This window comes from Nocardia speluncae NBRC 108251, assembly GCF_001613245.1.
Taxonomy (GTDB): Bacteria; Actinomycetota; Actinomycetes; order Mycobacteriales; family Mycobacteriaceae; genus Nocardia; species Nocardia speluncae.
The window spans coordinates 23005-45918 of record NZ_BDBZ01000039.1; the positions used below are offsets into that span (position 1 = coordinate 23005).

General features: G+C 63.9%; 18 protein-coding genes and 1 pseudogene. 7 read left to right on the plus strand and 12 right to left on the minus strand.

Annotation, left to right across the window (positions count from 1 at the left end):
* Positions 1–17 precede the first annotated feature (17 nt).
* From NS6_RS29025 to NS6_RS29035, 3 genes and pseudogenes are all read left to right on the plus strand, one after another.
* Positions 18–1781 carry a CocE/NonD family hydrolase gene (locus NS6_RS29025; protein ID WP_084471509.1) on the plus strand — a complete coding sequence of 588 codons (1764 nt, stop codon included), beginning with the start codon at positions 18–20 and terminating at the stop codon, positions 1779–1781.
* A gap of 30 nt (positions 1782–1811) precedes the next feature.
* Positions 1812–2714 carry an alpha/beta hydrolase gene (locus NS6_RS29030; RefSeq protein WP_068048467.1) on the plus strand — a complete coding sequence of 301 codons (903 nt, stop codon included), beginning with the start codon at positions 1812–1814 and terminating at the stop codon, positions 2712–2714.
* Positions 2715–2954: 240 nt separating this feature from the next.
* Positions 2955–3259, plus strand: a pseudogene (locus NS6_RS29035) (IS30 family transposase); the annotation flags it as partial.
* 106 nt (positions 3260–3365) lie between these two features.
* On the opposite strand, the gene NS6_RS29040 reads toward NS6_RS29035, so the two are convergent.
* From NS6_RS29040 to NS6_RS29075, 8 genes are all read right to left on the minus strand, one after another.
* Entirely contained in the window at positions 3366–4718 is a 1353-nt protein-coding gene (locus NS6_RS29040; protein ID WP_068048472.1) for an MFS transporter, read from the minus strand.
* A gap of 120 nt (positions 4719–4838) precedes the next feature.
* Positions 4839–5471, minus strand: coding sequence for a response regulator (locus NS6_RS29045; RefSeq protein WP_245669549.1), 633 nt, complete (start codon positions 5469–5471; stop codon positions 4839–4841).
* 2 nt (positions 5472–5473) lie between these two features.
* A complete protein-coding gene (locus tag NS6_RS29050) occupies positions 5474–6655 on the minus strand; it encodes a GAF domain-containing sensor histidine kinase (RefSeq protein ID WP_068048480.1) in 1182 nt (393 codons plus the stop codon).
* A 58-nt stretch (positions 6656–6713) separates the two neighbouring features.
* Positions 6714–7838 carry a glycoside hydrolase family 88 protein gene (locus NS6_RS29055; protein WP_068048483.1) on the minus strand — a complete coding sequence of 375 codons (1125 nt, stop codon included), beginning with the start codon at positions 7836–7838 and terminating at the stop codon, positions 6714–6716.
* Positions 7835–8989: a zinc-binding dehydrogenase gene (locus NS6_RS29060; RefSeq protein WP_068048486.1), complete on the minus strand. Its 1155-nt coding sequence runs from the start codon at positions 8987–8989 to the stop codon at positions 7835–7837. The genes NS6_RS29055 and NS6_RS29060 overlap by 4 nt, the downstream gene beginning before the upstream one ends.
* Entirely contained in the window at positions 8986–10182 is a 1197-nt protein-coding gene (locus tag NS6_RS29065; RefSeq protein ID WP_068048489.1) for a CaiB/BaiF CoA transferase family protein, read from the minus strand. The genes NS6_RS29060 and NS6_RS29065 overlap by 4 nt, the downstream gene beginning before the upstream one ends.
* A 6-nt stretch (positions 10183–10188) precedes the next feature.
* Positions 10189–11307, minus strand: a complete 1119-nt coding sequence (locus NS6_RS29070) for an acyl-CoA dehydrogenase family protein (RefSeq protein WP_068048491.1) — start codon at positions 11305–11307, stop codon at positions 10189–10191.
* A 49-nt stretch (positions 11308–11356) separates the two neighbouring features.
* The gene (locus tag NS6_RS29075) at positions 11357–12493 is read right to left on the minus strand and encodes a CaiB/BaiF CoA transferase family protein (protein WP_084471510.1); all 1137 of its coding nucleotides are present in this window, start codon (positions 12491–12493) and stop codon (positions 11357–11359) included.
* Between the two features lie 161 nt (positions 12494–12654).
* Between NS6_RS29075 and NS6_RS29080 the strand changes: the two genes are divergently transcribed.
* Positions 12655–14130, plus strand: a complete 1476-nt coding sequence (locus tag NS6_RS29080; protein WP_068048494.1) for an aldehyde dehydrogenase (NADP(+)) — start codon at positions 12655–12657, stop codon at positions 14128–14130.
* Between the two features lie 1236 nt (positions 14131–15366).
* Here the strand turns inward: NS6_RS29080 and NS6_RS35525 are convergent.
* From NS6_RS35525 to NS6_RS29100, 4 genes are all read right to left on the minus strand, one after another.
* Positions 15367–16248 carry a pentapeptide repeat-containing protein gene (locus tag NS6_RS35525; RefSeq protein ID WP_210746793.1) on the minus strand — a complete coding sequence of 294 codons (882 nt, stop codon included), beginning with the start codon at positions 16246–16248 and terminating at the stop codon, positions 15367–15369.
* A 413-nt stretch (positions 16249–16661) separates the two neighbouring features.
* Positions 16662–17477 (minus strand): hypothetical protein, encoded by an 816-nt coding sequence (locus tag NS6_RS29090; RefSeq protein WP_068048500.1) that lies wholly within the window; start codon positions 17475–17477, stop codon positions 16662–16664.
* A gap of 463 nt (positions 17478–17940) precedes the next feature.
* Positions 17941–18825 (minus strand): phosphotransferase, encoded by an 885-nt coding sequence (locus NS6_RS29095; RefSeq protein WP_068048503.1) that lies wholly within the window; start codon positions 18823–18825, stop codon positions 17941–17943.
* Positions 18822–20102 (minus strand): NsdA family TPR-like regulatory protein, encoded by a 1281-nt coding sequence (locus tag NS6_RS29100; protein WP_157113007.1) that lies wholly within the window; start codon positions 20100–20102, stop codon positions 18822–18824. Before NS6_RS29100 ends, NS6_RS29095 begins: the two co-directional genes overlap by 4 nt.
* 286 nt (positions 20103–20388) lie before the next feature.
* On the opposite strand from NS6_RS29100, the gene NS6_RS29105 reads away from it, so the two are divergent.
* The 3 genes from NS6_RS29105 to NS6_RS29115 are packed head-to-tail and all read left to right on the plus strand — an operon-like array spanning position 20389 to position 22874.
* Positions 20389–21072, plus strand: coding sequence for an adenylate kinase family protein (locus tag NS6_RS29105; RefSeq protein ID WP_068048505.1), 684 nt, complete (start codon positions 20389–20391; stop codon positions 21070–21072).
* Entirely contained in the window at positions 21069–22211 is a 1143-nt protein-coding gene (locus NS6_RS29110; protein WP_068048508.1) for a radical SAM protein, read from the plus strand. Before NS6_RS29105 ends, NS6_RS29110 begins: the two co-directional genes overlap by 4 nt.
* A 9-nt stretch (positions 22212–22220) precedes the next feature.
* Positions 22221–22874 (plus strand): hypothetical protein, encoded by a 654-nt coding sequence (locus NS6_RS29115; RefSeq protein WP_068048516.1) that lies wholly within the window; start codon positions 22221–22223, stop codon positions 22872–22874.
* The last annotated feature ends 40 nt before the right edge of the window (positions 22875–22914 follow it).

Consider the following 22914-nt stretch of genomic DNA (forward strand, 5'->3'; position numbering starts at 1 on the left):
ATTGCAAGGAGATTAGTATGTCCAGATCTCGCTGGCTGGTGGCGGGTCTCGTCGGCCTGCTGGTCGTGGCGGGCGCGGTGTTCGCGATCACGCGAACGACCGGAACCGACTCCGCGCGAAGAGGTTTTGCTGAATACGCCCCCGAGAAGCAGTTCACCGACGCGACTACCGAGACCTTCTACCTACCCATGAGCGACGGCACCAGGCTGGCGGTCCTCCTGCACCGTCCCGCCGTGAACGGGCAGGCGGTCGAGGGGAAGTTCCCGGTGATCTGGCACCACAAGCTGGATATCTACCCCAGCCCCAAGGACGGTGTGGGCCCGCGCGAAGCAGGCTACTCGAACCTCACCGCCATGACCGAGCACGGTTACGTCATCGCGCAGGTGGCCCGCCGCGGCAACGGTCAATCGTTCGGAGTCCGGCGCGGCTATCACGACCGGGTCGAGGCGCAGGATGCCTACGACGTCACGGAATGGCTCGCCACTGCGCCCTGGTCGGACGGGCAGGTCGGTGTCTACGGCTGTTCGAATACCGGTGACGCCGCAATGCACGCGGTCTCGATGCGGCCCCCGCATCTGAAAGCGGCCTTCGCCGGATGCTTCTCGTGGAACAAGTTCGATGCCATGCGGCGGGGCGGGATCGCGGCGCAATGGGGCTACGGTCCCACGCGCACCGTGGCCGACGATATGAAAGTCACCCCGGTCACCGGTGACGAGGACAAAGTCCTGCTGCGGCAGGCAGCCGAGGAACACCAGCAATCCACCCCGCTGGCGAAGATGTGGGCCGGTATGCCGTATCGGGACGACTTCTCGCCGCTCGTCGGCTCCCGGTTCTGGGCCGAAGGCAGCCTGAGCACCTATGCCGACCAGATCCGGGAATCGGACGTGCCGCTGTACATCGTGGGCGGCTGGCGCGACGAGTTCCGGGATCAGGGGATCGTGACCGCTCTCAACACCTCCGGGTCGAAACTGCTGATCGGACCGTGGCTGCACTGTGAGAACCCGGGCCTGGCCCTGGTGCAGGGGGCGCACCGTTTCTTCGACGAGAACCTGAAGGGGATCGATACCGGTCTCGACGACGCACCCCCGATCCGCTACGCCACCGTCTCCGATATCGACAACCCCACCGGCCCCATCGACTGGCGCGAGGCCCAGGCCTGGCCGCCCACCGATTCGGGACATACCGATTTCGTGCTCGGCGGTGACGGGGTGCTCGGCTCGTTCGCACCCGGCCACCGGAAGTTCACCGTGAACACGGCTGTCGAATGTCCGGACGCCGGTTCGGGATCGACCGTCCAGCCGTGCCATACGGCCGGCGAGGGCACCTCGTATACGAGCGCACCGCTGTCCACGGATACCGAGGTGACCGGAACCCCGCTCGCGGATCTGACCGTACGGGTCGACCGCACCGACGCCCATATCTTCGCCTATATCGAGGACGTGGCACCGGACGGCACCGTCTCGGTGGTCACCGAGGGCCGGCTCACCGCTTCCCTGCGCGCAGAAAGCGAAGCGCCGTACACACTTCCGGACGGTGTTCCGTACCACCGCTCGTTCCGCGAGGACGCGCAACCGCTGACACCCGGTGAATCCGTGCGCCTGCGATTCGACATCCTGCCGCTGTCCTATGTGTTCCGCGAAGGCCACCGCATGCAGATCACGGTGACCGGCTACGACCACCGCGAGAGCATCCCGCTGCCCGACGCCCACGGGTCGGCGATCGAGGTCGTCTCCGATCCGGCGCAACCCTCGCTGGTCCGGTTGCCCGTTGTGGAGCCCTGACATCTGCCCGAATCGGTAGGAGGCGAACCCATGAGATTTTCCCGAACCGCCGCACTGGTGTGCGCGCTCGCCGTGGCCGGTGGTCTCACCGCCTGCGGAACCGAACAGAAGGAGCCCGCACCGACCTCGGTCGCCGATGCCCGCGACGACTACCACCCGACCGTGCGGGACGCGACCACCGGGCTGGACGGGCACACGGTTTTCCGCCCCGCGGACCTGGACACCTTCCCCGACAGCAGCGTCCCGGTCCTGGCCTGGGCCAACGGCGGTTGCCGCACCAGCAATATCTCGACCACCAGCTTCCTGAGCGGGATTGCCGCCCAGGGTTATATCGTGATCGCGAACGGGGCACCCGACGAACATCCGATCGAACAATTGCCCGACGACACCCTCGCCCGCCCGGACCGGCTGACCGACGCGATCGACTGGGCGCTCGGCGCCGGCAGCGAGCAGTTCGGCGGGAAGGCCGATACCGAGAAGATCGGTGTCATGGGCACCTCGTGCGGCGGGGTGGAGGCGCTCCTGGCCGCGTCCGATCCGCGGGTCGATTCGGTGGTGGGCCTGAACACCGGTTTCTTCCCGCGTAAGCGCTTCGGCTACGAGCGCACCGAACTGGACAAGATCGAGGTACCGACGCTGCTGTTCAACGGCGGTGACAAGGACCAGGCGAAACAGAACAGTATCGACAATTTCGAACTGCTCGACGCCCCGGCTGTTCTCGTAACCCAGGAAACCGCGGGCCACAGCGGTCTGACATACGGTCTGGACGCCGGCGATACCAGCGGTCCCATGATGATCGCCGGCTACACCATGGTCACCGACTGGTTCGACTACACCCTGCACGCCAGTGCCGAGGCGGAAGCGCAATTCGCCGGTCCGGACTGCGGGTTGTGCACGAAACCCACCTGGACGGTCCGGGCCAAGAATCTCTGAGCACAGCGAACGGCCGGATCTCGATATGAGGGAGATCCGGCCGTTCGGCCTCCGGCAGGTGGCCGTCTCGCCGCTCGCCCGGTCGGCCGTGGGCCCGTCGCGGGGCTCGGTCGCCGGCGACCTCGTCGACACCATTCTCCTGGACAACTTCCCAGGGACTGAATGCTGCCCCGTGTCATGCCCAGGCACGCCATGTTTCGGCTCGCACTGAGGTTCCGGCTTACAGCATTGCGGAAGCCCCCCGAGCCGATGCTGAAGTCCCTGACCTGGGACCGGGAAAGGAGTTGTCGGCCAATGCGGAGCTGGCATCGAAGACCGGCGTCCAGGTCTTCTTCGCCGACCCACGCAGTCGTTGGCAGCGCGGAACCAACAAGAACACCAATGGCCCTCTACGCCAGTACTTCCCGAAGGGCACCGATATCTCGCGGTGGACCGCGAAGGATCTCGCGGCCGTCGCGCATACCCTCAACACACGACCGCGCAAGGTTCTCGAATGGCGCACTCCCGCCGAAGCGATGGAACAACATCTACAATCGCTGCGACAGCTGAAGTATTGCGACGACCAGTTGAATCCGCCCAATACTCGGCGCCGTTATTTGTCGATCCGGATGATCGGTCCGATCGCTGATGAACAATCACTCTCCGCAGCTGCTACTGCTGCTTGATTTCCTGTCTACCACTCGGGGTGAACTCGGTCGGTGACAACCGCTCCTGCCCCGAGGTTTCGTCATTGCCGGACAGATTTTGCCGGTAGGTCTCCCGCATGGCGATCACACAGACCACGGAGACGGCACACATTGCGACCATGAATAGCGCCACGGCAACGTACGAGCCGGTGCGATCCAGCAGGTACGTGGCGACGATCGGCGCGGGAGCACTCGAGGCAAGAGTGCCGATCGTGTATCCGAAGGAGATCCCCGTGTAGCGGATGCGAGTGTCGAAAGCTTCGGCGAAGAAGGCTGCGAGCGGGCCGTAGGAGGTCGCGAAGGCGAGACAGAACACCACGAACCCGACCATCGCCAGCAGGAAAGACCCGGTATTCACGAGCCAGAACCATGGAAAGGTGAAGAGTAGCATTGCAACGACTCCGGCCAGGAACACCGGCTTCCTGCCGTAGGAGTCCGATAGTTTGCCGAACAACGGGAGCGCGACGAACGTGACCGCCATGGCGACGAGGACGAGTGCCAGCATCTGGTTTCGGGTGTAGCCGACCTGGGTGACGCCGTAGCTGAGACCGAATACCGTGGTGCCGTAGAAGGTGACCCCGATGGCGAAGTAGGCACCGCAGGTCAGAAGGACCTGTTTGGGATAGTGCCGCAGGACCACTCCGATGGGCAGCTTCTCCAACTTTGCGTTCTCCTTGACGCGGTGGAAGTTCGGGCTTTCGCCGACATGCAGTCGAACGAGGAGGCCGATCGCGACGAACGCGCCACCGATCAGGAAGGGAATTCGCCATCCCCAGGATTCGAAGGCTTCGGCCGAAAGCCCGAATGTCAGCAGGAATACCGTGTTACCCAATATCAATCCCGCCGGCACCCCCATCTGCACCCAGCTGCCGTAGTAGCCGCGTTTGCCGGCAGGTGCGTGTTCGACGGCCATGAGAATCGCCCCGCCGATTTCGCCACCGAGCGCGAGGCCCTGCACGAAGCGCAGGGTGACGAGAATGATCGGTGCGGCGACGCCGATGGATTCGTAGCTCGGGAGCAGCCCGACTCCGAGGGTGGTGAAGCCCATGATGGTCAGGGTGATGACGAGCATCGACTTGCGTCCGATCCGGTCTCCGAAATGGCCGAACACCACTCCGCCGAGTGGGCGCGCCACGAAGGCTGCCGAGAATGTGGCGAAGGCGAGCAGAGTGCCGATCAGGGAGTCGAACTCGGGGAAGAAGATCTTGTTGAACACGAGTCCGGCTGCGGTGCCGTAGATGAAGAAGTCGTACCATTCGACTGTCGTACCGACACCGCTGGCAAGGCCGGCCTTCGATGTTTGGGATATTTTGGGCATGTATGGCCTCCGTTGCCACGAGCGCGGAATGATTTCTGCGCTCGAATATATGGGTGACCCAGGACACAGAACATCTCCAGATGGAGAGGTGAATTGGTCTCCCGGGGAGGTGAATTATGGTCAGAGCAAGCGAAGTTCGTGGGCGCGTGCAATGGCTTCGACGCGATTGCGTGCGTTCAGTTTCTGCATCGCGCTCTGCAGATAGGTTTTTACGGTATTCCGTGCAAGGGACAGTTCCTGAGCGATTTCCGGGTTGCTGTGACCCATTGCCGCGAAACGCAGCACTTCGTACTCGCGTCGAGTCAGGCCCGCCCGGTACAGAGCTTCGGATGTCACGACTTTTCGTGGTCCGGCCAGTCTCGGGTCGACAACCCGGATTCCGCCGAACACGCGGTGAATTGCCGTGGCGAAGTCCTGCCCGCTGATGTCCTTGACGAGACATCCGTCCGCGCCCGCCTCCATCAACAGATCGATGGCGCCGTGATCGGCGAACGCGGTGAACAGCAGTATCCGCGCGTGCGGCGCGACCCGCCGAAGTCGCGGAATAAGTTCGGGCGCAGGGATGTCGGGGAGTCGAAGATCGAGGAGGATGACGTCGACGGAGAGGGTACGGGCCAAGTCAACCGCCGCGGCACCGGTCAGTGCACCTCCTACGACTTCGAGGTTCACGTCCTCCCGCGCGAGAAGTTCCACCCCGCCGCGCACGATCGGATGATCGTCGACGACGAGGATGCGGATCGTCTTCGACGGCACGGTTATGTACTCGACCCGTCGATGGCGTCCACCCAGCCGCGCACGGTGGTGCCGTTTTCGTCGTCGCTGACGACGGACATGCCGCCACCGAGTCGCTCGAGCCGTCCTGCGGCAAACCCGAGCCCCAATTGGCTTCCTCGCGCCGGGGCTTCGACCCCGTCCACGCCCCGGCCGTCGTCGCTGATGACGACTGTCACTCTGCCCGACCGAACCGACAAGCTGACCACCACAGTGGATGCGTCAGCGTGCTTTTCGACGTTGACGAGTGTCTCCCGAACCAGTCGCTGGAGGGCCTCGACGCGGCTCACGTCGAGATCCGGAGATTCGGTCAGCGGTACGAAACGGGCCGGGACACCGGTCCTGAGCGTGAACGCCTGGCAGTCCTCCTCGATGCCGACTGGAAGGTCCCGTTCGGGGGGGCGCGCGGTGAGGCCGGTGAGCGACCTGCGAATAGACGCATTGACGGCGTGTACCTGATCGGTGATCTCCTGCAGCCGATCGTGGATCGCCTGAGCGTCACCCAGTGCACGCAAACTCTGCAGCTCGGCACCGATCCGGAAAAGGACCGGGCTCACGGAATCGTGCAGGGATTCGGCAAGCCGTTTCCGTTCGGCCTCGAGCGCGAGCTCTGTCTGGGTTGCGGCCCTCTGTGCACTGACGAGAGTGACGGCGGCCGTCTCGGCGATCGATTGGATCTCCGCGATGACTCGATCACCGAAGGACAAGTATTCGCGGGTGCCGACGTACATGGCACCGAGAACACGACCTTCGTACGCCATGGGCACTGCGAGCATTCCTCGCAGTGACTCCTGCGCAACGAGCGCGTCGAAATCGTGAGTGATTCCGGGGTCGGACAAGTAGTCTCGGACCCAGACGGGCTTCTGCAGCATGATGCTCTTGCCGCCGAGCCCGATGCCTTCCGGCACCACCAGGCGGTGCAGAGCGTTGCTCTTCGTTCCCTGCCAACTGCGGTGAACCATCGCGCCGTTGACCTCGATGCGCCCGATGAGAGACATGTCGAAGTCGCCGATCTCCCGGACGCGCTGACCTGCCGTGGTCATGGCCGACGCTTCGTCGGTCAGGACAAGCAGTTCGGCGCGCGAGAGTGCGAAGTCGTCGAGGATCGACGTCCTGAAATCCGCGTGCGTGAATTCGTAAGCTTCGGTATGCGTATTTTTCGACACCGGCTTTCCTTAATCTTCTTCCCCCGGGGCCTCGGGTAACCCGTTCATGTCGGCTGGGTCACAGCCTTACAGTATCGAACCGGTTGTCCAGGCTGATCAGGCACTCGAGCACGAAGTAATCGCCCCAGATCAGCTCGTTTCGGGTAGCGAAGTCCCGGCGCTTGTCGAAACAACCGTCCGTGAGGATCCCTGCTGGTCTGCTATCATGCGACCCGGTCGGAGTGAGGTGGTCGAGGAGCGCATCCACGTGGGCGATGGCCCTGGCCCGGAAGTCGGTCCGCTCGGGAACCAGCCGGTCGAGCTTGAGCAGCGCGGCGGCGGCGATGGCAGTGGCGGACGTGTCGATCGGAACGTCGGGCCCGGCGCCGGCGGCGAAGTCCCATGACACGATTCCGGCGTTCGGCGTGCGGTCCAGCCACCAGTCGGCCAACCGGACAGCGGTCGGCAGGAAGGACGGCGACGCCCACTGCGCAGCCTGGGCGTACGCCACCATCGCCCACGCCTGTGCCCGACCCCAGGTGCTGTCGGCGTTCAGGCCCTTGTGGGTGTAGCGGTCCAGGAGCGCACCGTTGGACGTGTCGAACAGTGCCGACTGGCAGACCGAACCATCCGCCCGGACACAGAGCTCGATGTGCCGCTGCGCATGGCGGACGGCGGCGTGGCGGAATCGCGGGTCGCCGGTCTGCTCCGACGCCCACGACAGCAGGGCGACGGTGCCCGGGACGGCGTCGATGTTCGCCGCGCCTTCTCCAACCGCTTCCGCTTCTTCCGCGTCGGCGCCGAGCGGGATGATGCCGGCCCGATCGTTGAAGCTGGTGAGCAGGCCGCGGGCACCGGCCAGAGCAGTCTGCGCCGCCTCTTCGCTTCCGGTGACGAGGTGGTTGACCGCCGCGCCATACCAGAAGAGAAAACCGCGGAAGGCGGTATCGGAGTTCTGCCGGGGCAGGATCTGCTCGGTGATCTCGCCGGAGAGTCGTGACAGGCACTCCTCACCGGAGCCGGCGAAGCCGAGTGCGGCCAGGCCTCCCCAGAACCCTCCCGTCCAGTTGCCGTCGGCGGTGGTGGTCCATTCGCCGGATTCGGTGTCACCGTAGTGCGGGAACTTGCCGCTGGTCTGCTCGGCGGTCGAGTCGATACGCTCGAGCAGCGCGTCTATGGCGGCGGCGTACCGGGAGTCGGTCACAACTGACCTCCGGTGGTGAGAACCGGCTTGAGCGTGCGCCCGTCCCGCATGTCAGCCATCGCCTCTTCCGCCTTCCCGAGGGGGTACTCGGTGATCATCGACGCGAGATCGAACCGCGCTGCCAGCCGAGGTAGCGATTCGACGTACTCGAGGTGGTTGTGCGGGGAGAACGCCCAGCTTCCCAGCACTTGCAGCTGCTTCTTCGTAATGTAGTGGGGGTTGATCGGAGTCGTGCCGTGGTCCGTGTACTGACCGACGACAAGGTACTTGCCGCCGCGCCGGGCGATGTCGATTCCCTCGGCCACCGCCGTCGGTACGCCGGTGGCCTCGATGACGACGTCGGCGCCCCGCCCACCCGTTGTTTCCGCGAGAATTCGGTCCAGGCGGGCCGCTCGATCCGTCTCGGCGAAGATGTCGATGTGGAGGTCGCCGATGCCGGCCGCCCGTGCGACCTCCAGACGGTTGGCCGGTCCACCGACGATGATCACCTTCGCCGCCCCGGCGAGCGTGGCGTACATGGCGCAGGCCAGTCCGACCGGCCCGCTGCCCTGGACCACGACGATATCGCCTGCGTCAGGCTTGGCGATATCGTTCACAGCATGGACAGCAGTCGGTCCGGCACAGCCGAGAGCGATCACCTGCTGCGGTGTCACCGACGACGAAATGCGGACGATTGTCGAGCCGGGCTGGAGGTAGATCTGCTCGGACCACCCACCCGACAGGTGGGGCCAGTCGGCCGACGACTGATTGATGCCGTAAACTCTGCGGGTCTCGCACAGTGACGGCGATTGTCGGTCCTGGCAGTAGTAGCAATGCCCGCACGGGATGTTGGACGCCCACGACACAGCATCTCCGACGCGAAGCTCCACGCCGCGTGCGTCCGTCGTGATCCCCTCGCCGAGGGCGTGCACTCGACCGACCGCCTCATGCCCCAGGATGACCGGTACCGGAATGGGCAAGCGACCCTGCTGCAGGTGGATGTCCGTTCCACAGATTCCCGCGTGCGTCACGTCGACCACGACCGCGCCGACGTCGGGATCCACGCGCGAAAATGTTCTCGAGGTCACGGGCTGCCCGAACCCTTCGAGCACCATTGCTGTGGCTGTGCCGGTGGTCGGGCTCGTCGAGTCCGTCTGCGTCGCATTACTCATCGGATCACTTCCTTGCTGCGCAATGTCTGGACACGCGACTCGGGTATTCCGAGTTCGCGAAGGATTTCGTCGGCATGTTCACTCACCGCGGGCACCCCTCGGCGCACCTGTGCGGGGGTACGGGACAAGGTGACGGGGCTGCCCATCAGGCGGGCCGTCCGCACACCCTCGACTTCGACGTCGACGAGTGTGCCGTTGTGGCGCGTCTGGGGATGATCGAGCGCTTGCTGGAGGGTGAGCAGCGGTGCGCACAGCAGGTCGACCCCATCGAACAGTTCCGCCGCCTCGGTGGTGCTCAACCGTGCGATCAATGGACGCAGGACCGCGTTGGCGGCCTCCTTGTTCTCGGCCTGGAGCTGTGGCGTCGCGAAGGACGGCTGGACGGACAGATCGTCGATGCCGAGTGCTTTGCACGCCAGCCGCAGGGGGTTCTCGCGGAACAGGCCGAGCACCAGCAGCAGACCGTCCGTCGTCTCGAAGATGCCGCTGTACCAATCCCTCACCCAATTGGTCTCGCGCTGGTCCATCAACAGCGAGGCACTTTCGAGGGTCTGCAGCGACAGTGCCGTATCGAAGAGGTTGACACTGACCTTCTGACCGCGGCCGGACCGCTCGCGTTCGAACAGTGCGGCCAAAATCCCTTGGGCCAAGGCCATACCCGATGCATAGTCGACCGTCGGAACCGGATGCACGTACGCTGAGATCGACGGGTGACCGCACGAGCGCGCCATCCCGCTGAGCGCTTGCGCAAGCATGTCCTGGCCCGCCTTGTGGGCATACGGCCCGGTTTCCCCGAATCCGGTCGCGGTACCGTAGACAAGCCGGGGATAACGCTCCTGCAGATCGTCGTAGGTCAACCCAAGTCGTTCGACCGCCGCGGTCCGGTAGCTGTGGATGAAAACATCCGACTCGGCGAGGAGCTGATGCAGAATATCCTGCCCCTCAGCGGTCTTCAGATCGAGGGCGATGCTGCGCTTGTTGCGGTTTACCGCGGCGAAGTAAGCACCGGGGCGACCTGCCTCGAGTGACTCGCGATCCAGGCCCCGCAGCATGTCTCCATTGCCGCCTCGCTCGACCTTGATCACTTCGGCGCCGAGGTCGCCGAGAACCTGCGCCGCAACGGGGGCCTGCATGATCTCGCCGAGATCGAGGACCCGGATGCCGCTCAGCGCTTGCTGTTGAACGTGTCGCACTGACGCCTACTTTCCGTAAACCGATTTGGCGACGATGAGTCGCTGAATCTGATTGGTGCCCTCATAGATCTGGGTGATCTTGGCGTCGCGCATCATCCGCTCTACCGGGTAATCACGTACATAGCCGTAACCGCCGTGCAGTTGGAGCGCATCGGTGGTCACCGACATGGCGGTGTCACTGCACAGCAGTTTCGCCATGGCCACCTTCGCGCGACCCGCCGGATCCCCGTCCTCGATGAGACGGACCGCGTCGTAGAGCAGCGAGCGAGCCGACTCGATCTTGACGGCCATATCGGCGACCATGCCCCGCAGCAGCTGAAAGTGCGAAATGGACTGGCCGAACTGGTCGCGGTTCGTCGTGTAGGAGATGGCAGCGTCGAATGCGCCCTGTGCGATTCCGAGGGCCTGCGCCGCGATGAGCGCACGGCTGACGTTCAGTTCCGCGGAGATGTACTGGAACCCTTTATAGGGATCATCGACGACACGGACGGCGGGCAGTCGGCAGCCGTCGAGGATGACGTCGGTCGTAGGACTGCCGCGCATTCCCATCTTCTTCTCGGGCGCACCGAAACTGACGCCGTCATCGTCCTTGTGCACAATGAAGACACCGAGCGAGTTGTCGCCGGTCTTTGCCAGGACCGCGTACCAGTCGGCCCACGGCGCGTTACTGATAAATCGCTTCTGCCCATTGAGAACCCAATCGGATCCATCCTGCGTCGCGGTCGTCGCGATCGCCGACAGGTCCGAACCCACGCGCGGCTCGGTCATGCACCACGCGGCGCCGACAGAGCCCGACGCGACATCCGGTATCACCAGTTGCTTCAACTCGTCGGAGCCTTGACTCAGCACAGTGGACGTGCCCGCCCAGTTGACCAGCATCACCAGCGCCGAGCTCGCGCAGGATGCTGCCACTTCCTCCACTGCGATGACCTGGACGAGGAGATCGGCTCCACTGCCACCGAGGCTCTCGGGATACGCGAGTCCGGGCAGGTCGTTGCTGGACAGGGCCGCCCAGGATTCCGACGGGAAGCGTTCCTTGTCATCCACTTCGGCGGCATGCGGTGCGATCTTGGTCTGCGCGAGTTTGCGGACGCTCTCGCGGAACTCGCGGTGTTCGATACTCATGAATTGCTCCTGGTGTCTGTGGGGAAGGTGATGCTTCGGGAGTCGCTGGTCACAGCGGTGGCCAGCTCAGACCCGTTACCGAGGGCGGGGTGCCGCCCGCGGCGGCACGGTGGGCGGAATCTTCGGGAAGTCCGGCGCGGCGCAGGACTTCTTCGGTCTTGACGCGGGTGTCGGTGACCCGCCGTTTCGGTCCGTCGGAGAACACGGGGACCACGGGGACCGAATCCAGTGAGAATTCCGGATCCCTGGTCGCGATCTGGTCGAACGTGGACAGCTCGTGCGGTTCGAGCACCGGTGTCACACACGCATCCACGTCGGCGAACACAGCGGTCCACTCCGCCATCGTCTTCTTCTCGAACGCGGCGGTCAGCGACTTCTCGATGAGGTCCCAGGTGGACTGATCGAAATGATCAGGGACGACGCCGAGGTCGAGGGTGGTCCACAAACGCTCGAAGAATGCCACCTCCAGGGCACCCACCGCGACGTATCGACCATCGGAACAGCAATAGCATCGATAGAACGGCATCGACCCGGCCAGGACGCCACGTCCGCGGCCGGGCAATGTCGGGGTCTGCCAATCGGCGAAGTTCATCCCCATCATCGACAGGACGCCGTCGACCATAGCGGAATCGATATACCGGCCCTTACCTGTTCGAGTCCTGTCGTACAGTGCGGCCACAATGCCGAAAGCCGACAGCAATCCACCGCCCGCGAAGTCGGCGACCAGGTTCAAAGGCGGGACCGGCGGCTGATCTGATGGCCCGAAGGTTCCGAGGGCACCCCCGATCGCGAGGTAGTTGATGTCGTGACCGGCACGTTGCGCCATCGGGCCGCTCTGGCCGTAGCCCGTCACGCTGCAGTAGACGAGTCCCGGATTGAGGGCCGACAGTTCTGCATAGCCCGCGCCCAACCTGTCCGCGACACGGGGTCGGAATCCCTCCATGAAAACGTCGACTTCCGAGACGAGCGTGCGCAGGGCCTGGCGGCCGTCCGCAGTCTTGAGATCCAGCGATATGAACTCTTTGCCTCTGGATACCGCCGGAACCGGAAGCCCGGAACGACCGCCACCGATTACGATCACGTCTGCACCGAGGTCGGCGAGCAGCATGCTCGCGTACGGTCCAGGTGCCAGACGTGTCATATCCAGCACCCGCACCCCCGCAAGTGGTCCCGTCGTTGCAGTCATCGTCGCCCTCCAAAGTCATTCGGTACCTCATGTGAGACCAATCCTGGCGTCGTGACTGCACTCACACCATCTCCAAGTGGAGGTATGGAATCACGCCCGTTCTCCCGCACACTGAGGTCCACGACCTAGACACGGGACGCTCCGATCTCAGGAGGAATTGAATGGAACATATTGCGGGAGTACCACTCCCAGATACCACTACGGAGGAATACGAGCGCGTTCTCTCGGCCGCGGCGACTGCAGCGACGTCACTTGCCCGAGCGGAGCCGAGCAAGAGATCGCACGTTCTGCGGTCGGTGGCCGACGCAGTCGACGCAAGAGCCTCGGAATTGGTGCCACTGGCGGCCGCCGACAGTTCGCTCCCCGAGGGACGCCTCCGCGGCGAAGTCACGCGGACCACGATGCAGCTTCGAATGTTCGCCGACGTCGTCGAGGAGGGCTCCTGGCTGGAAGCGGTCATCGACACAGCAGATCCAGACGCGCAACCCGCTCCACGCCCCGATCTGCGGCGGATGCTCGTACCCACCGGACCCGTCGCGGTGTTCGGTGCGAGTAACTTTCCGTTCGCGTTCGGACTCGGCGGCGGAGACACAGCTTCCGCATTGGCCGCCGGCTGTCCTGTCGTCGCCAAAGCGCATCCCGCTCAGCCACGATTGACTACCGCCTACGCGCGGGCGATCGACGAAGGGCTTCGCGCGGGCGGCGCCCCGGACGGCACGTTCGGGGTAGTGCAGGGCACCGACATCGGACGTCGGCTCGTTCAGGATCTCCGCATTACGGCTGTCGGGTTCACCGGTTCGACAGCGGGTGGTCGGGCTCTTGCAGATCTGGCAGCCGCTCGGCCGGTTCCTATCCCGTTCTACGGCGAGTTCGGTAGCATCAACCCGGTGTTCGTGACACCTGCTGCGGCTGAGGAGCGGTCGGGAACGATTGCAGGTGAATTCCTCGAATCATTGCTACTCGGCGCCGGTCAGTTCTGCACCAAGCCGGGGCTGCTGTTCGTCCCCGAACAAAGTTCGATCGAGTTGCTCGTCGGAACCGCGGTCACGGACGATCCGTTCCGTCTGCTGCATAAGGGAATCCGACAATCGTATTTCGATGTCTCCCGGGAGATCCTCGAGCACCCCGATGTCCGGCCGGTGACTGCGTCGGCGCAGGCCGATCTGGACGATCTGTCGGTCCGCCCGGTGATCGGGGTGACCGACGCTCGGGCGTTGCAGCAGAACTCTCGAGCCCTGATCAAAGAGTGTTTCGGCCCGTTTGGACTGATCGTGACGTACACATCGATCGCGGAACTGCACGCGACGATGACTGTCCTGCCTGGCACGCTGACTGCGACCGTCCACGGCACCGACGACGATCCCCATGCCGCAGCACTGCTCAATGCACTTGCACGCTGTGCGGGGCGTGTCATCTGGAATGGATGGCCCACCGGTGTGGCCGTCAGTTGGGCTCAGCAACACGGTGGCCCCTACCCGGCCACCAACTCCGTTCACACGTCGGTCGGGCCTACCGCGATTCGTCGGTTCCTGCGGCCGGTCGCATACCAGTCGGTGCGCCAAGAGCATCTTCCTCCCGGACTCGTCGACGCGAACCCGTGGGGTCTTCCCCGACGGGTGAACGGCCTTCTGTCGTAGCGCCTGCCCCGATCAGCGCGGTTTCCGGGTGCGCCCAGCCGTCCTGCAATGTCGGCTCCGGTTGACGCGTGCGCAGGCTTTCCGGGGCTGGTTTGTCGTCGATGTTGCCACGCTCGAGGTGAGAGGCCAGCCATCGCCGCGATCACCACATGGCTCCAGAATTCTTCCATCGAGTGGAGCTACACGAATCGGGCAGTGCAGCGCCGGCAGCCGAAAGCCGACCGTACTCATCCGCCTGGACGGCAATTTCCCCCGGCGCCGCCGCCGTGCACTACCGGTTCGAGCTCGACGGTGACAGGATTCGACGCATCGCCATCGAGGCCTGATACGCCCCCCACCACACCCGGCACAGCCGCAGGTCGAGGATCCGCCTCCGGCCAGTTGGTAATCGCAGCAGATCTCGCGCTTGGCGGACGGCAAGGTGCGGTGTTCAGTGCTGTCCGTCGCAGTGATTACGGCAGTTCGCTGAGGGCTTCGACGGGCCACCGTCTCCCACTCGGCCTCGTCCACCTCACCCAACACACCCTGTAGAGCACCCGGATCCTTCATCCCCCGTGATGCCCCGACGTCGCCAACTCGACCGAGCCGAACGCCAACCGCGTACCCAACTCCTTGTGCGGCACCCCCACACGACCCCCGTACCCTCCACCACAGCAACCGCTGCTGCCACCCACACGACGCCTTCCCCGCATCGTGAAACAACCCCAACACATACGCCGACTCACCCGCACCAAAACTCGCCGCGAACCACCCCGCCCACCACGCAGTCGACCGGCAATGCTCAACCAAACCATGCCGAACACCCGTGTTCGTCCACGGCGTCGAGTTGTGGGTCCCCGCACCCGCCCTGGTCACCGCACGCAACTCCCTCGGCGAACTCGATCGGAAGCTGAGCAAGTACCGTGCAGCGCTGGAAGCCGGAACCGACCCGGCCGTAGTCGCCACCTGGATCAAAGAGATACAAAAGCAGCGAGAAATCGTCACCGCACAGGTGGCAGCACTCGAAGCGACACGAGGCACCCAGCGACAGCTGAGCAAGAAGGAAATCGAACGACTTGCCGAAGCCTACGGCGGACTCACCCCGGTACTCCGTACAGCAGAACTAGGCGAGAAGCAGGAGGTATACCGGCGCCTCGGCGTAAAGTGGTTGTGTCCGGAGGGGGATACAGCGGCTATCCACAGAGATCGACCTGCGGAAACTCTGATAAACCAGGCGGGCAGACCTTTGCCCGGTGCTCACTCTAATCCGATAGTCCCGGTGAGTTCGGCGGCGTCCAGTTCGGCAGCGTTTAGCTGGGCGCCGCTCAAGTCGGCCCCAGTCAAGTCAGCGCCGTCCAAGCACGCACGGGTCAAGTCGGCTCCAGCGAGGTTTGCGTGGGTCAGCGTTGCATCGGTCAAGTCCGCGCCCGTCAGGTTCGCGTTGGTCAATCTTGTACTGTTCAGTCTCGCGCCGGCGAGATTTGCGGCGGTGAGATCTGCGGCAGTCAAGTCGGCGCCGGAGAGGACTGTCTTTATCAGTGTTGCCATACTCAGGTGCGCGCTGGCGAGTCCCGCATTGATCAGCTTGGCGCCGGTGAGGTCCGCACCGCAGAGGTCCGCATGGCCCAGATTCGTGTGAGAGAGGTCCGCGCCGGTTAGGTCCGCCTCGGTTAAGTTCGCGTTGGTCAGGTTTGCGCCTGTGAGGTCCGCTTTTGGCAGCTTGGCCTCAGTAAAGTCCATACCGGAAAGGTCCCCCCGGATACGGCAGTTGGGCAGGGAGGCTTGGTGCAAGCTAACCTCCGTTGAGGCCCAGGATTTCCGATGCCCTTGTTCTCGGCGTTGGCGTTCAGCAAGCAGGGTCACGATCGTTTGTCGTACTTCAGACTCCGCTAAGTCGTTGCCGCCCGAAAGTGGAACTCTGAGGTACCAGCGCAACAGATTGATACAGACCTGGCGCTCCTCATCCTCACCGAACTCGTGCCAGTCATCAGCCAAAGCCGCCAGTGCGTACACCCCCGCTTGCCGAATCGCTGCGGAATGATGAGCGATTTGCTCCGAAATCGTCGTGTAGCGCTCACGTAATGTTGATTCGTGCTCGCGGCGGATGTCTCCGTCGTGTCGTTCTCGTTCTCGGGCCATATCGGCCTTGTGATGAACTTCAGCCTGATCTCGGCTCCTCTGTCCGTTTAGATAGGCTAGGACGCCAGCGGTGACCGCGCCAAGCCCGGCAGCGAGCGTTGCGACTGGCTGTGTGAGACTGGCAGAGTGTCCAAGCACCACTGCGACACCGAACCCTGCAGCCAGTCCGGCGATCCCGATACCCAGACGGATGCCCAGAGCACCACCTATTGTGACCGACGGTATCCGAGGCAAGGAAACGGTAGGCCTTCGGCCTCGTGCACGTGTCTTTATTTCCCTGTCTTGCATGGCAATACGGTACAAGGCATGCCAGCTGGACATGCGGATTGCGGACTGCTGTACACGGTCGGACTACCCGAAAATTGGGTCGTCACCTGTGACGGTGCACATTATGACTCCCCGATTCGGGTCTGTCAACACGGTCGACCCTTCCTCCCATCTCTGATCTGGTCGACGCCTTGTGGAGACTTGGTGCGCATTCGTCTCAGCACTTGAGGTAGTCGATCTCGCAAACGTGGCGATTGTGGTGGGAGCATGCGAGGACCGTCGCCAAAGTAGGTTACCAAGTCGTCAGGTACGGGTAGGTCCTCGACCTGTACTCCTACGCTGGGGCCTTCCCGGTGGTCAGTGTAGAAAAAATTGTGATTACCCTGCATCACCCAGTGCACATGCACCGCGTAACGACGGTTCGCGCCGACCGAGGGATCGAACCATGGAACATCTCGCAGGCGCTTGGCATAGTTATCGTTCTCTCTCGTCGTGTGGCCGTTGCTTGCCCATCGCAGCAGGAGCGACGAGATCGGGAGGCGCGCAGCGGGTCGCGCTTGCCATGAATTCCACAAGCGATGCCGGCCGTCTGTAAGATGGCGGTGCCATGGATCCATGGATGGCGGGATCCCGGTCTGGAACCAGGACTTGAGGATGATCTGTTCCGCCTCGCCGAGCTGCCGGGTGGTGCAGTCGACCCAGAGCAGCGTTCCTTCGTCGCTGTAATTGCGGTGATCGGCCACCACGTCGTCTCGTTCGAGTTGCGCGGCAATCTCGTCGGCGGTGTCCGCGACCGCGGACCAATCGACTTTGTCTTTGTCGGACCAGCGGATGCGTTGATCTGTGGCATCCGGATCCGCAAGATTCATGAGGTCCGTTCGGCGGGCTATCCACCAGAACCGCGGACGCCAGACCGCGAACCGTCCTCCGGCGATGGTGGATTGGTCGTCCCCCACACTCATGGATATCAGTATGCCCTCCAACCCGGGTGTCTACGTCCCGAAAGTATGGGCTTACCACCGGTCTGATCCGTTCAGCATGGCGGGAAGGTGCGGACAGGTCCCTGCGGACTGCAGTCCGCAGGGACCTGTCCGCACCTGTTTCCCCATCCGAACAGCGGTTTTGCCCACCTGCCTGCCCGCCTCATCTCACGGACACTAAACACACCCTGCGGGCGCGTTTAGTGTCCGCGAGATGTCGGCGGGCAGACAGGTGGTTGGTAGGTCTGGTCATGGGGCTAACAAGTACGAGGGGACGAGGCCAGGGAGATCGGCGCGGGGAGAGTTGGCAACCGAGCTGGGTTGGTGGGCCGAAGTGTGGCGAATTCGGTTGGGTGGTATCGAACGGCATCGGGGATTTGCTGGGGTACGGCTTCCCGTCACCGGGACTCCCGGACTACCACGTACACGCGAATAGCTGACGCCATTACGGGATAGCTTCCCATCCTGTCCACGGCCGGGATCCACAATGTCCGCGGAGGCACTCCAGTCTGTGTTGCGCCTGCTCGGTGAGTTCGGGTTGTTGACCTGCAGCCTGGGCAGCCATACAGGTCATGCGCATCTCTCGAATGTCTCGCAGCAGCGTAAATCCCACCCAGGTGGTGACGTCGTAACCATAGGCCCGGGCGAACTCATCGTTCAGATCGCGGTCGATCCAGCCGAATGAACTGTGTTTGATCGCGGTTGAGGTCAGGTCCCATTCGGGTGGTCCGATGGATGCGCGTTCCAGGTCGAGGAAGAGGGTGGTGCCGGTGTTCGTCGTGACGACATTGCCTTCCCAGGCGTCCCCGTGGATAGGGGCCCACGCCAGTCCTTCTGGGCGGTGCGTCCAACGGTCGCGGAGTTCGGTGAGGTGGTGGCGCATCCATTCGCGGTCGTTGACGCTCAGGGTGTGCGCGGCGTCGATACGCTGGTCGAGCCGGACGAACGGGTCCACTTGCGTCAGGATGGGTGGGGCTTCGAGTTTGTGGAGTGCGCGCAGGGCGCCCGCGATTTCTGTCGCGGTACCGCCGCGGTGTTCGGGTAGTTCTGCCCAGAAACTCACCGGATGGTCGTCGACCATGACGAAAGTGGTGGGTATGTCAGCCGGTTCGACTGCTGGCACGTTGCTGGCGCGCAGCCATTCGGCGATCCGCAGCTCGCGTTCGGCGGCTGATCGCTGGCCGGGCTTGGCGATGCGAGCGACGATCTGGTGCGCCGGCACTCGGTAGATGCCGTTTTCCGCCACTTTGATCGGGGTGAGGCCGGTCGGATCCAGCCCTACGGCCTCGCAGGCGGCGCGGGCGATCTCCTCGAGGCGGTGACCGTTCACTCGGCGGGAACCTGGTCGAAGGCCCGTCCCGCGTGCCGAGCGTATGAACGTAGCTCGTGGACGTCCTCGGCTGCGCGCATGGATTTCAGGCCCGCGGCGCGGGCGATCGCGATGGATCCGATCTCGGCTGCTTCGTCGGGGTCACCCGTGGACATCGTGAGGGAGGCGAGTTTGATCATTGAGATCGTGCGGGAGCGTTCGGCGTCTGCGGTGTGGTCGGCTACAGCGGTTCCGAGACGCCGGCGGGCTTCGCTGCCGAATTTCCCGTGGACGGCTATATCGAACAGCGCATGTCCGGTGTCACCTGCATGCTGGGCGGTGTCGTAGTAGTTCATCCATGTCGGGTCCTCGGTTGGCCGCGAGTGGCTGAACTGGTCGTCGGCACGTCCTACCGCGGTGGTGACGGCTTGCACGTGTCCGAGTTTGCCGTGGGCGCGGGCCTGTGTGGTGTAGAGCATCGCGCGCTCGGTGGCGGTGAGGCGGTCGGAGTACAGGAATGCCTTCTGGGTCAAGCGTAGTCCGTCCTTCGGTTTGCCGGTCCAGATGCGGTGCCGGGCCATCGAGGAGAGGATTTTCGCGCGCAGCTGCCAGGCGTCGGCTTCTTCGGCGCATTTCAGCGCCAAGTCGAACATGTCGGCGGCGTCGCTGTGTGCGCAGGCGTCGAAAGCCATGAACCCTGCTGTGTGGCTGAGGGCGCCGACCGCGGAATACAGGCCGTTGCGATGCTTGGGAGCGCAACCGGCTCGCAGGTAGGACACGGCGACGCGGAGCTGGGCGGCGACTACTTCGCGTACGAGCCCGCCGCCGTAGAGGGCGTCCCAGCCGGCGAACAGGTCGGAGGCGGCGCGCAACTGCTCGATCTCGGCTGTCCCGACACGGGCAGGTATTTCGGTGAGTCGGGTGTCGTTGAGCATCTGGAGGAGGCTGTGAGGCGATGCCGCAGCTGTCGCCGTCACGGCTGCCGCGGCCCGCAGGAAATCGTTGCGGTTCACTTCGTCGAGCGTAGACCCGGCGGGCATTTTGAACCACAACAGCTCAGCGGGGATACGAAGCACCCGTGCCCAGCGGATCAGCTTGGTCAGCAGTTCGGGAGCGGGACCTGTTTCGATTCGAGACAATTGCGCCTGCGTGAGGTCGAGCCAATACGCCACCCGTTTCTGCGCGATCGGTTGCCCTCCATGGATCGGGTGGGTGCGATATGCGTAGATGACCCTGCCCATGTGCCAGCTGGAGAGCGCGGCGAGCATGTGCTCGCTCCACCAGAAGTGCGCCGGCATATCCAGCGGCTCGTCTGCGATCGAAGGTGTACAGGACCCGCACCATTCTGCCGGATTGTAGCGGCTGAGGTGTCCGCCGCAGTGAACGCAGTAGCGGTCTTCGATTTTCCGCGTCTTCATCCCCACTCCACAACGTCGCCCCACACTGTTTCCGCCGACGTTATCACCAAGCGGCGCAGCGGATATGCGCCCGACGTATACCCGGAATGCAATTCGTGTGTAGTCATTCCCGGCCCCCTCACGCGATTGTCGTCTTGTCCGGAAATCGAATCTGGAAAGGGGCAATATGACGTTATCAATCGTGGTTCCCATCCTCGGGCCACCCGCCGCCGGTAAAACAACCCTCACCCTCGCGCTCGAGACCGATCTGCGCCGTCGGATCTTCCGGCTGCGCGAGCACGTCCCCGCCGATGCCCTTGCGGCAGCGGCCTCGGCGGCCAGCCGAGTCGGCTGGATCGACGACAGCATCGTCAGGCCGGCGGTCCACAACTACCTTGAGCAGGTGTGTGCCGACGACCTCGTCGACACCGTTCTCCTGGACAACTTCCCAGGGACAGCGGAACAGGTGTCGATGTTGATCGACAGCGTCGGCGCGGTCGCCCCGCAGTGCGTGGTCGAACCGCTCGAGCTGGCCGTCGACGAGCGAACCCGTAGGAGCAGGGCAAAGAATCGGAGGGTTTGTTATCACTGCGAGAAGGACCCGATCGCCGATCCGCGCCTGCCCGCCACCGCGGCTGCGCAAAGCGCGTGGACGTGTGGTCGGTGCGGGGGCCAACTGCACCCGAGGCGCGGAGACGCGCCATCGTTGTTCGCCGCGCGAAGCCGTCGCCACCAGAGCGCTACCGACGCAATCCGTGCGGCGTTCATCAGCGCCGGATATCCCGTCACCACCCTCGACGCCAACCCGACACCCGACACGATGGCCGGCTACGTCGAACCGATGCTGATCAGCAGGAGACGAACCGCATGACCACTGTTCCACTGCCGATGCCGAAGGCCGAGACCGACAGTTACGGTCACGCGCGCATGCCGCGGGGCTTTACCGCGCCCGAACCCGACCGCGTGGACCGGGTGGCCTACGGCCGGTACCGCAACGTCTACCTGTACATCACCGAGGCATGCCAGCTTCGCTGCGAGCACTGCTACATGGGCGAACGCCTCGAGCGGGCGCTGAAAATGAACCCGCAACAAATCATCGACACGCTCACGGTGTGGCGGAAGATGGGCGGTGACAAGCTCACCGTCCTCGGAGGTGAGCCCACGCTGCACCCGTTCTATGTCGACTCCATCAAGATCGCTAGCAAGATCGGTTACAGCCACGTCATCACAACGACCAATGCCCAGCAGCCCGCCCGCAGGAAGTTCGCCCAACTCGAACCGTCGGACTTCGCCTACGTGCAGGTCAGCCTCGACGGGGGTAGCGCGGCGACCCATGACGCAGTGCGCGGTCCGGGGACTTTCGATATCGCTATGGAGACCAGCGAAGAGCTGTGTGCCCGCGGGTTCGACACCCGCATCATCTGCACGGTGAACAAAGCCAACGAAGGCGACGTGCTCAACCTGCTCACCATCGCCGATGAGATCGGCGCGTCGCTGGTGAAGTTCCATGTGTTCAGCACCATCGGAACCGGGCACGGGAACCCGGGTATGGCGATGACGCCCCCGGAGTGGGTCGACTTCTGCAACCGTCTGGAGGGCGTCGCGCCCGCACACAACACCCGGGTGTGGTTCCAGCCGACCTACGCTCGCCGCGACCAGATGGATCGCTACGCCGCCGAGGGCTACCAGGGCTGCATCGGCCGCACCCTGGATCGGATCAGCATCTTCCCTGACGGCCGCGCTTACGTCTGCTCTTACCTGTTCGACACCGATATGTACCTCGCCCGGATGAAGGGAAACCAGGTCGTACTCAACCGCGAAACCGAGCACAACGAGTTCGACTTGTTCACCCTCCCCCTGGCCGACAACGCCTGCGGCGGCTGCAAGTCCTCGGCATGCTTCGGCGGCTGCCCCGCTGAGGAGATCGTGATGGGCGCCAGCTCCTGCGCGGAGTACCCCGACATCGTTCCTGTCTGCCGTCTCTGGAAGTCCAGCGCCAAACCTGAATAGGAGAGACCCATGCTCACGTTCGAGACTCTGCTCGAACCCCTGCGCGCCGTCGATTGGGACGATGTGGAAGCCGTCGATGCGGCAGCCCGGAAAGTCTTCGGCCAGTTCGCCGGCGGCCGGTATCTGTTGCGGCGCGGATTGACCGCGATCCGGGAGGAGCCCCGGCTGATGGCGCTGTGCGAGCACTACGACATCCTCGACAAACTCGTCCTGTTCGATGACCCCGACACCGGAGTCCGTGTGCGACTCCACGTGTTCGGGCCCGGCTACCACGATCGGCCACACAACCACCGCTGGACCTACGCCAGCCATATCCTGCGCGGCGATTATTGTCATCGGATCTACAGCCCAGTGGCCCTGCACAGTGACCTTAATCCGGCCACCCTCGACACCATGATGGTCCGGCAGGAACAGGCCGGCTCCAGCTACACCCTGCACCACAGCGCGATCCACGCGGTCGTCGCCGAACCGGGCACGGTGTCGATAGTCGTGCGCGGCCCGGCGATGACGGAGCGATTCCTGGTCATGGACAACAAGACCGAGGAGGCGTGGTGGCAGTACGGCGCGGCAAAGGAAACCCCCGAAGATGCTTGCCGCAAGCGCATGACCGGGCAGCGCTTCGACGAATTGGTTACCTCACTCACCGAGTGGAATGTCATCTGAGTCAGGCCGACGCCGCAGGGCGCTATCGAGAGGGGATGGC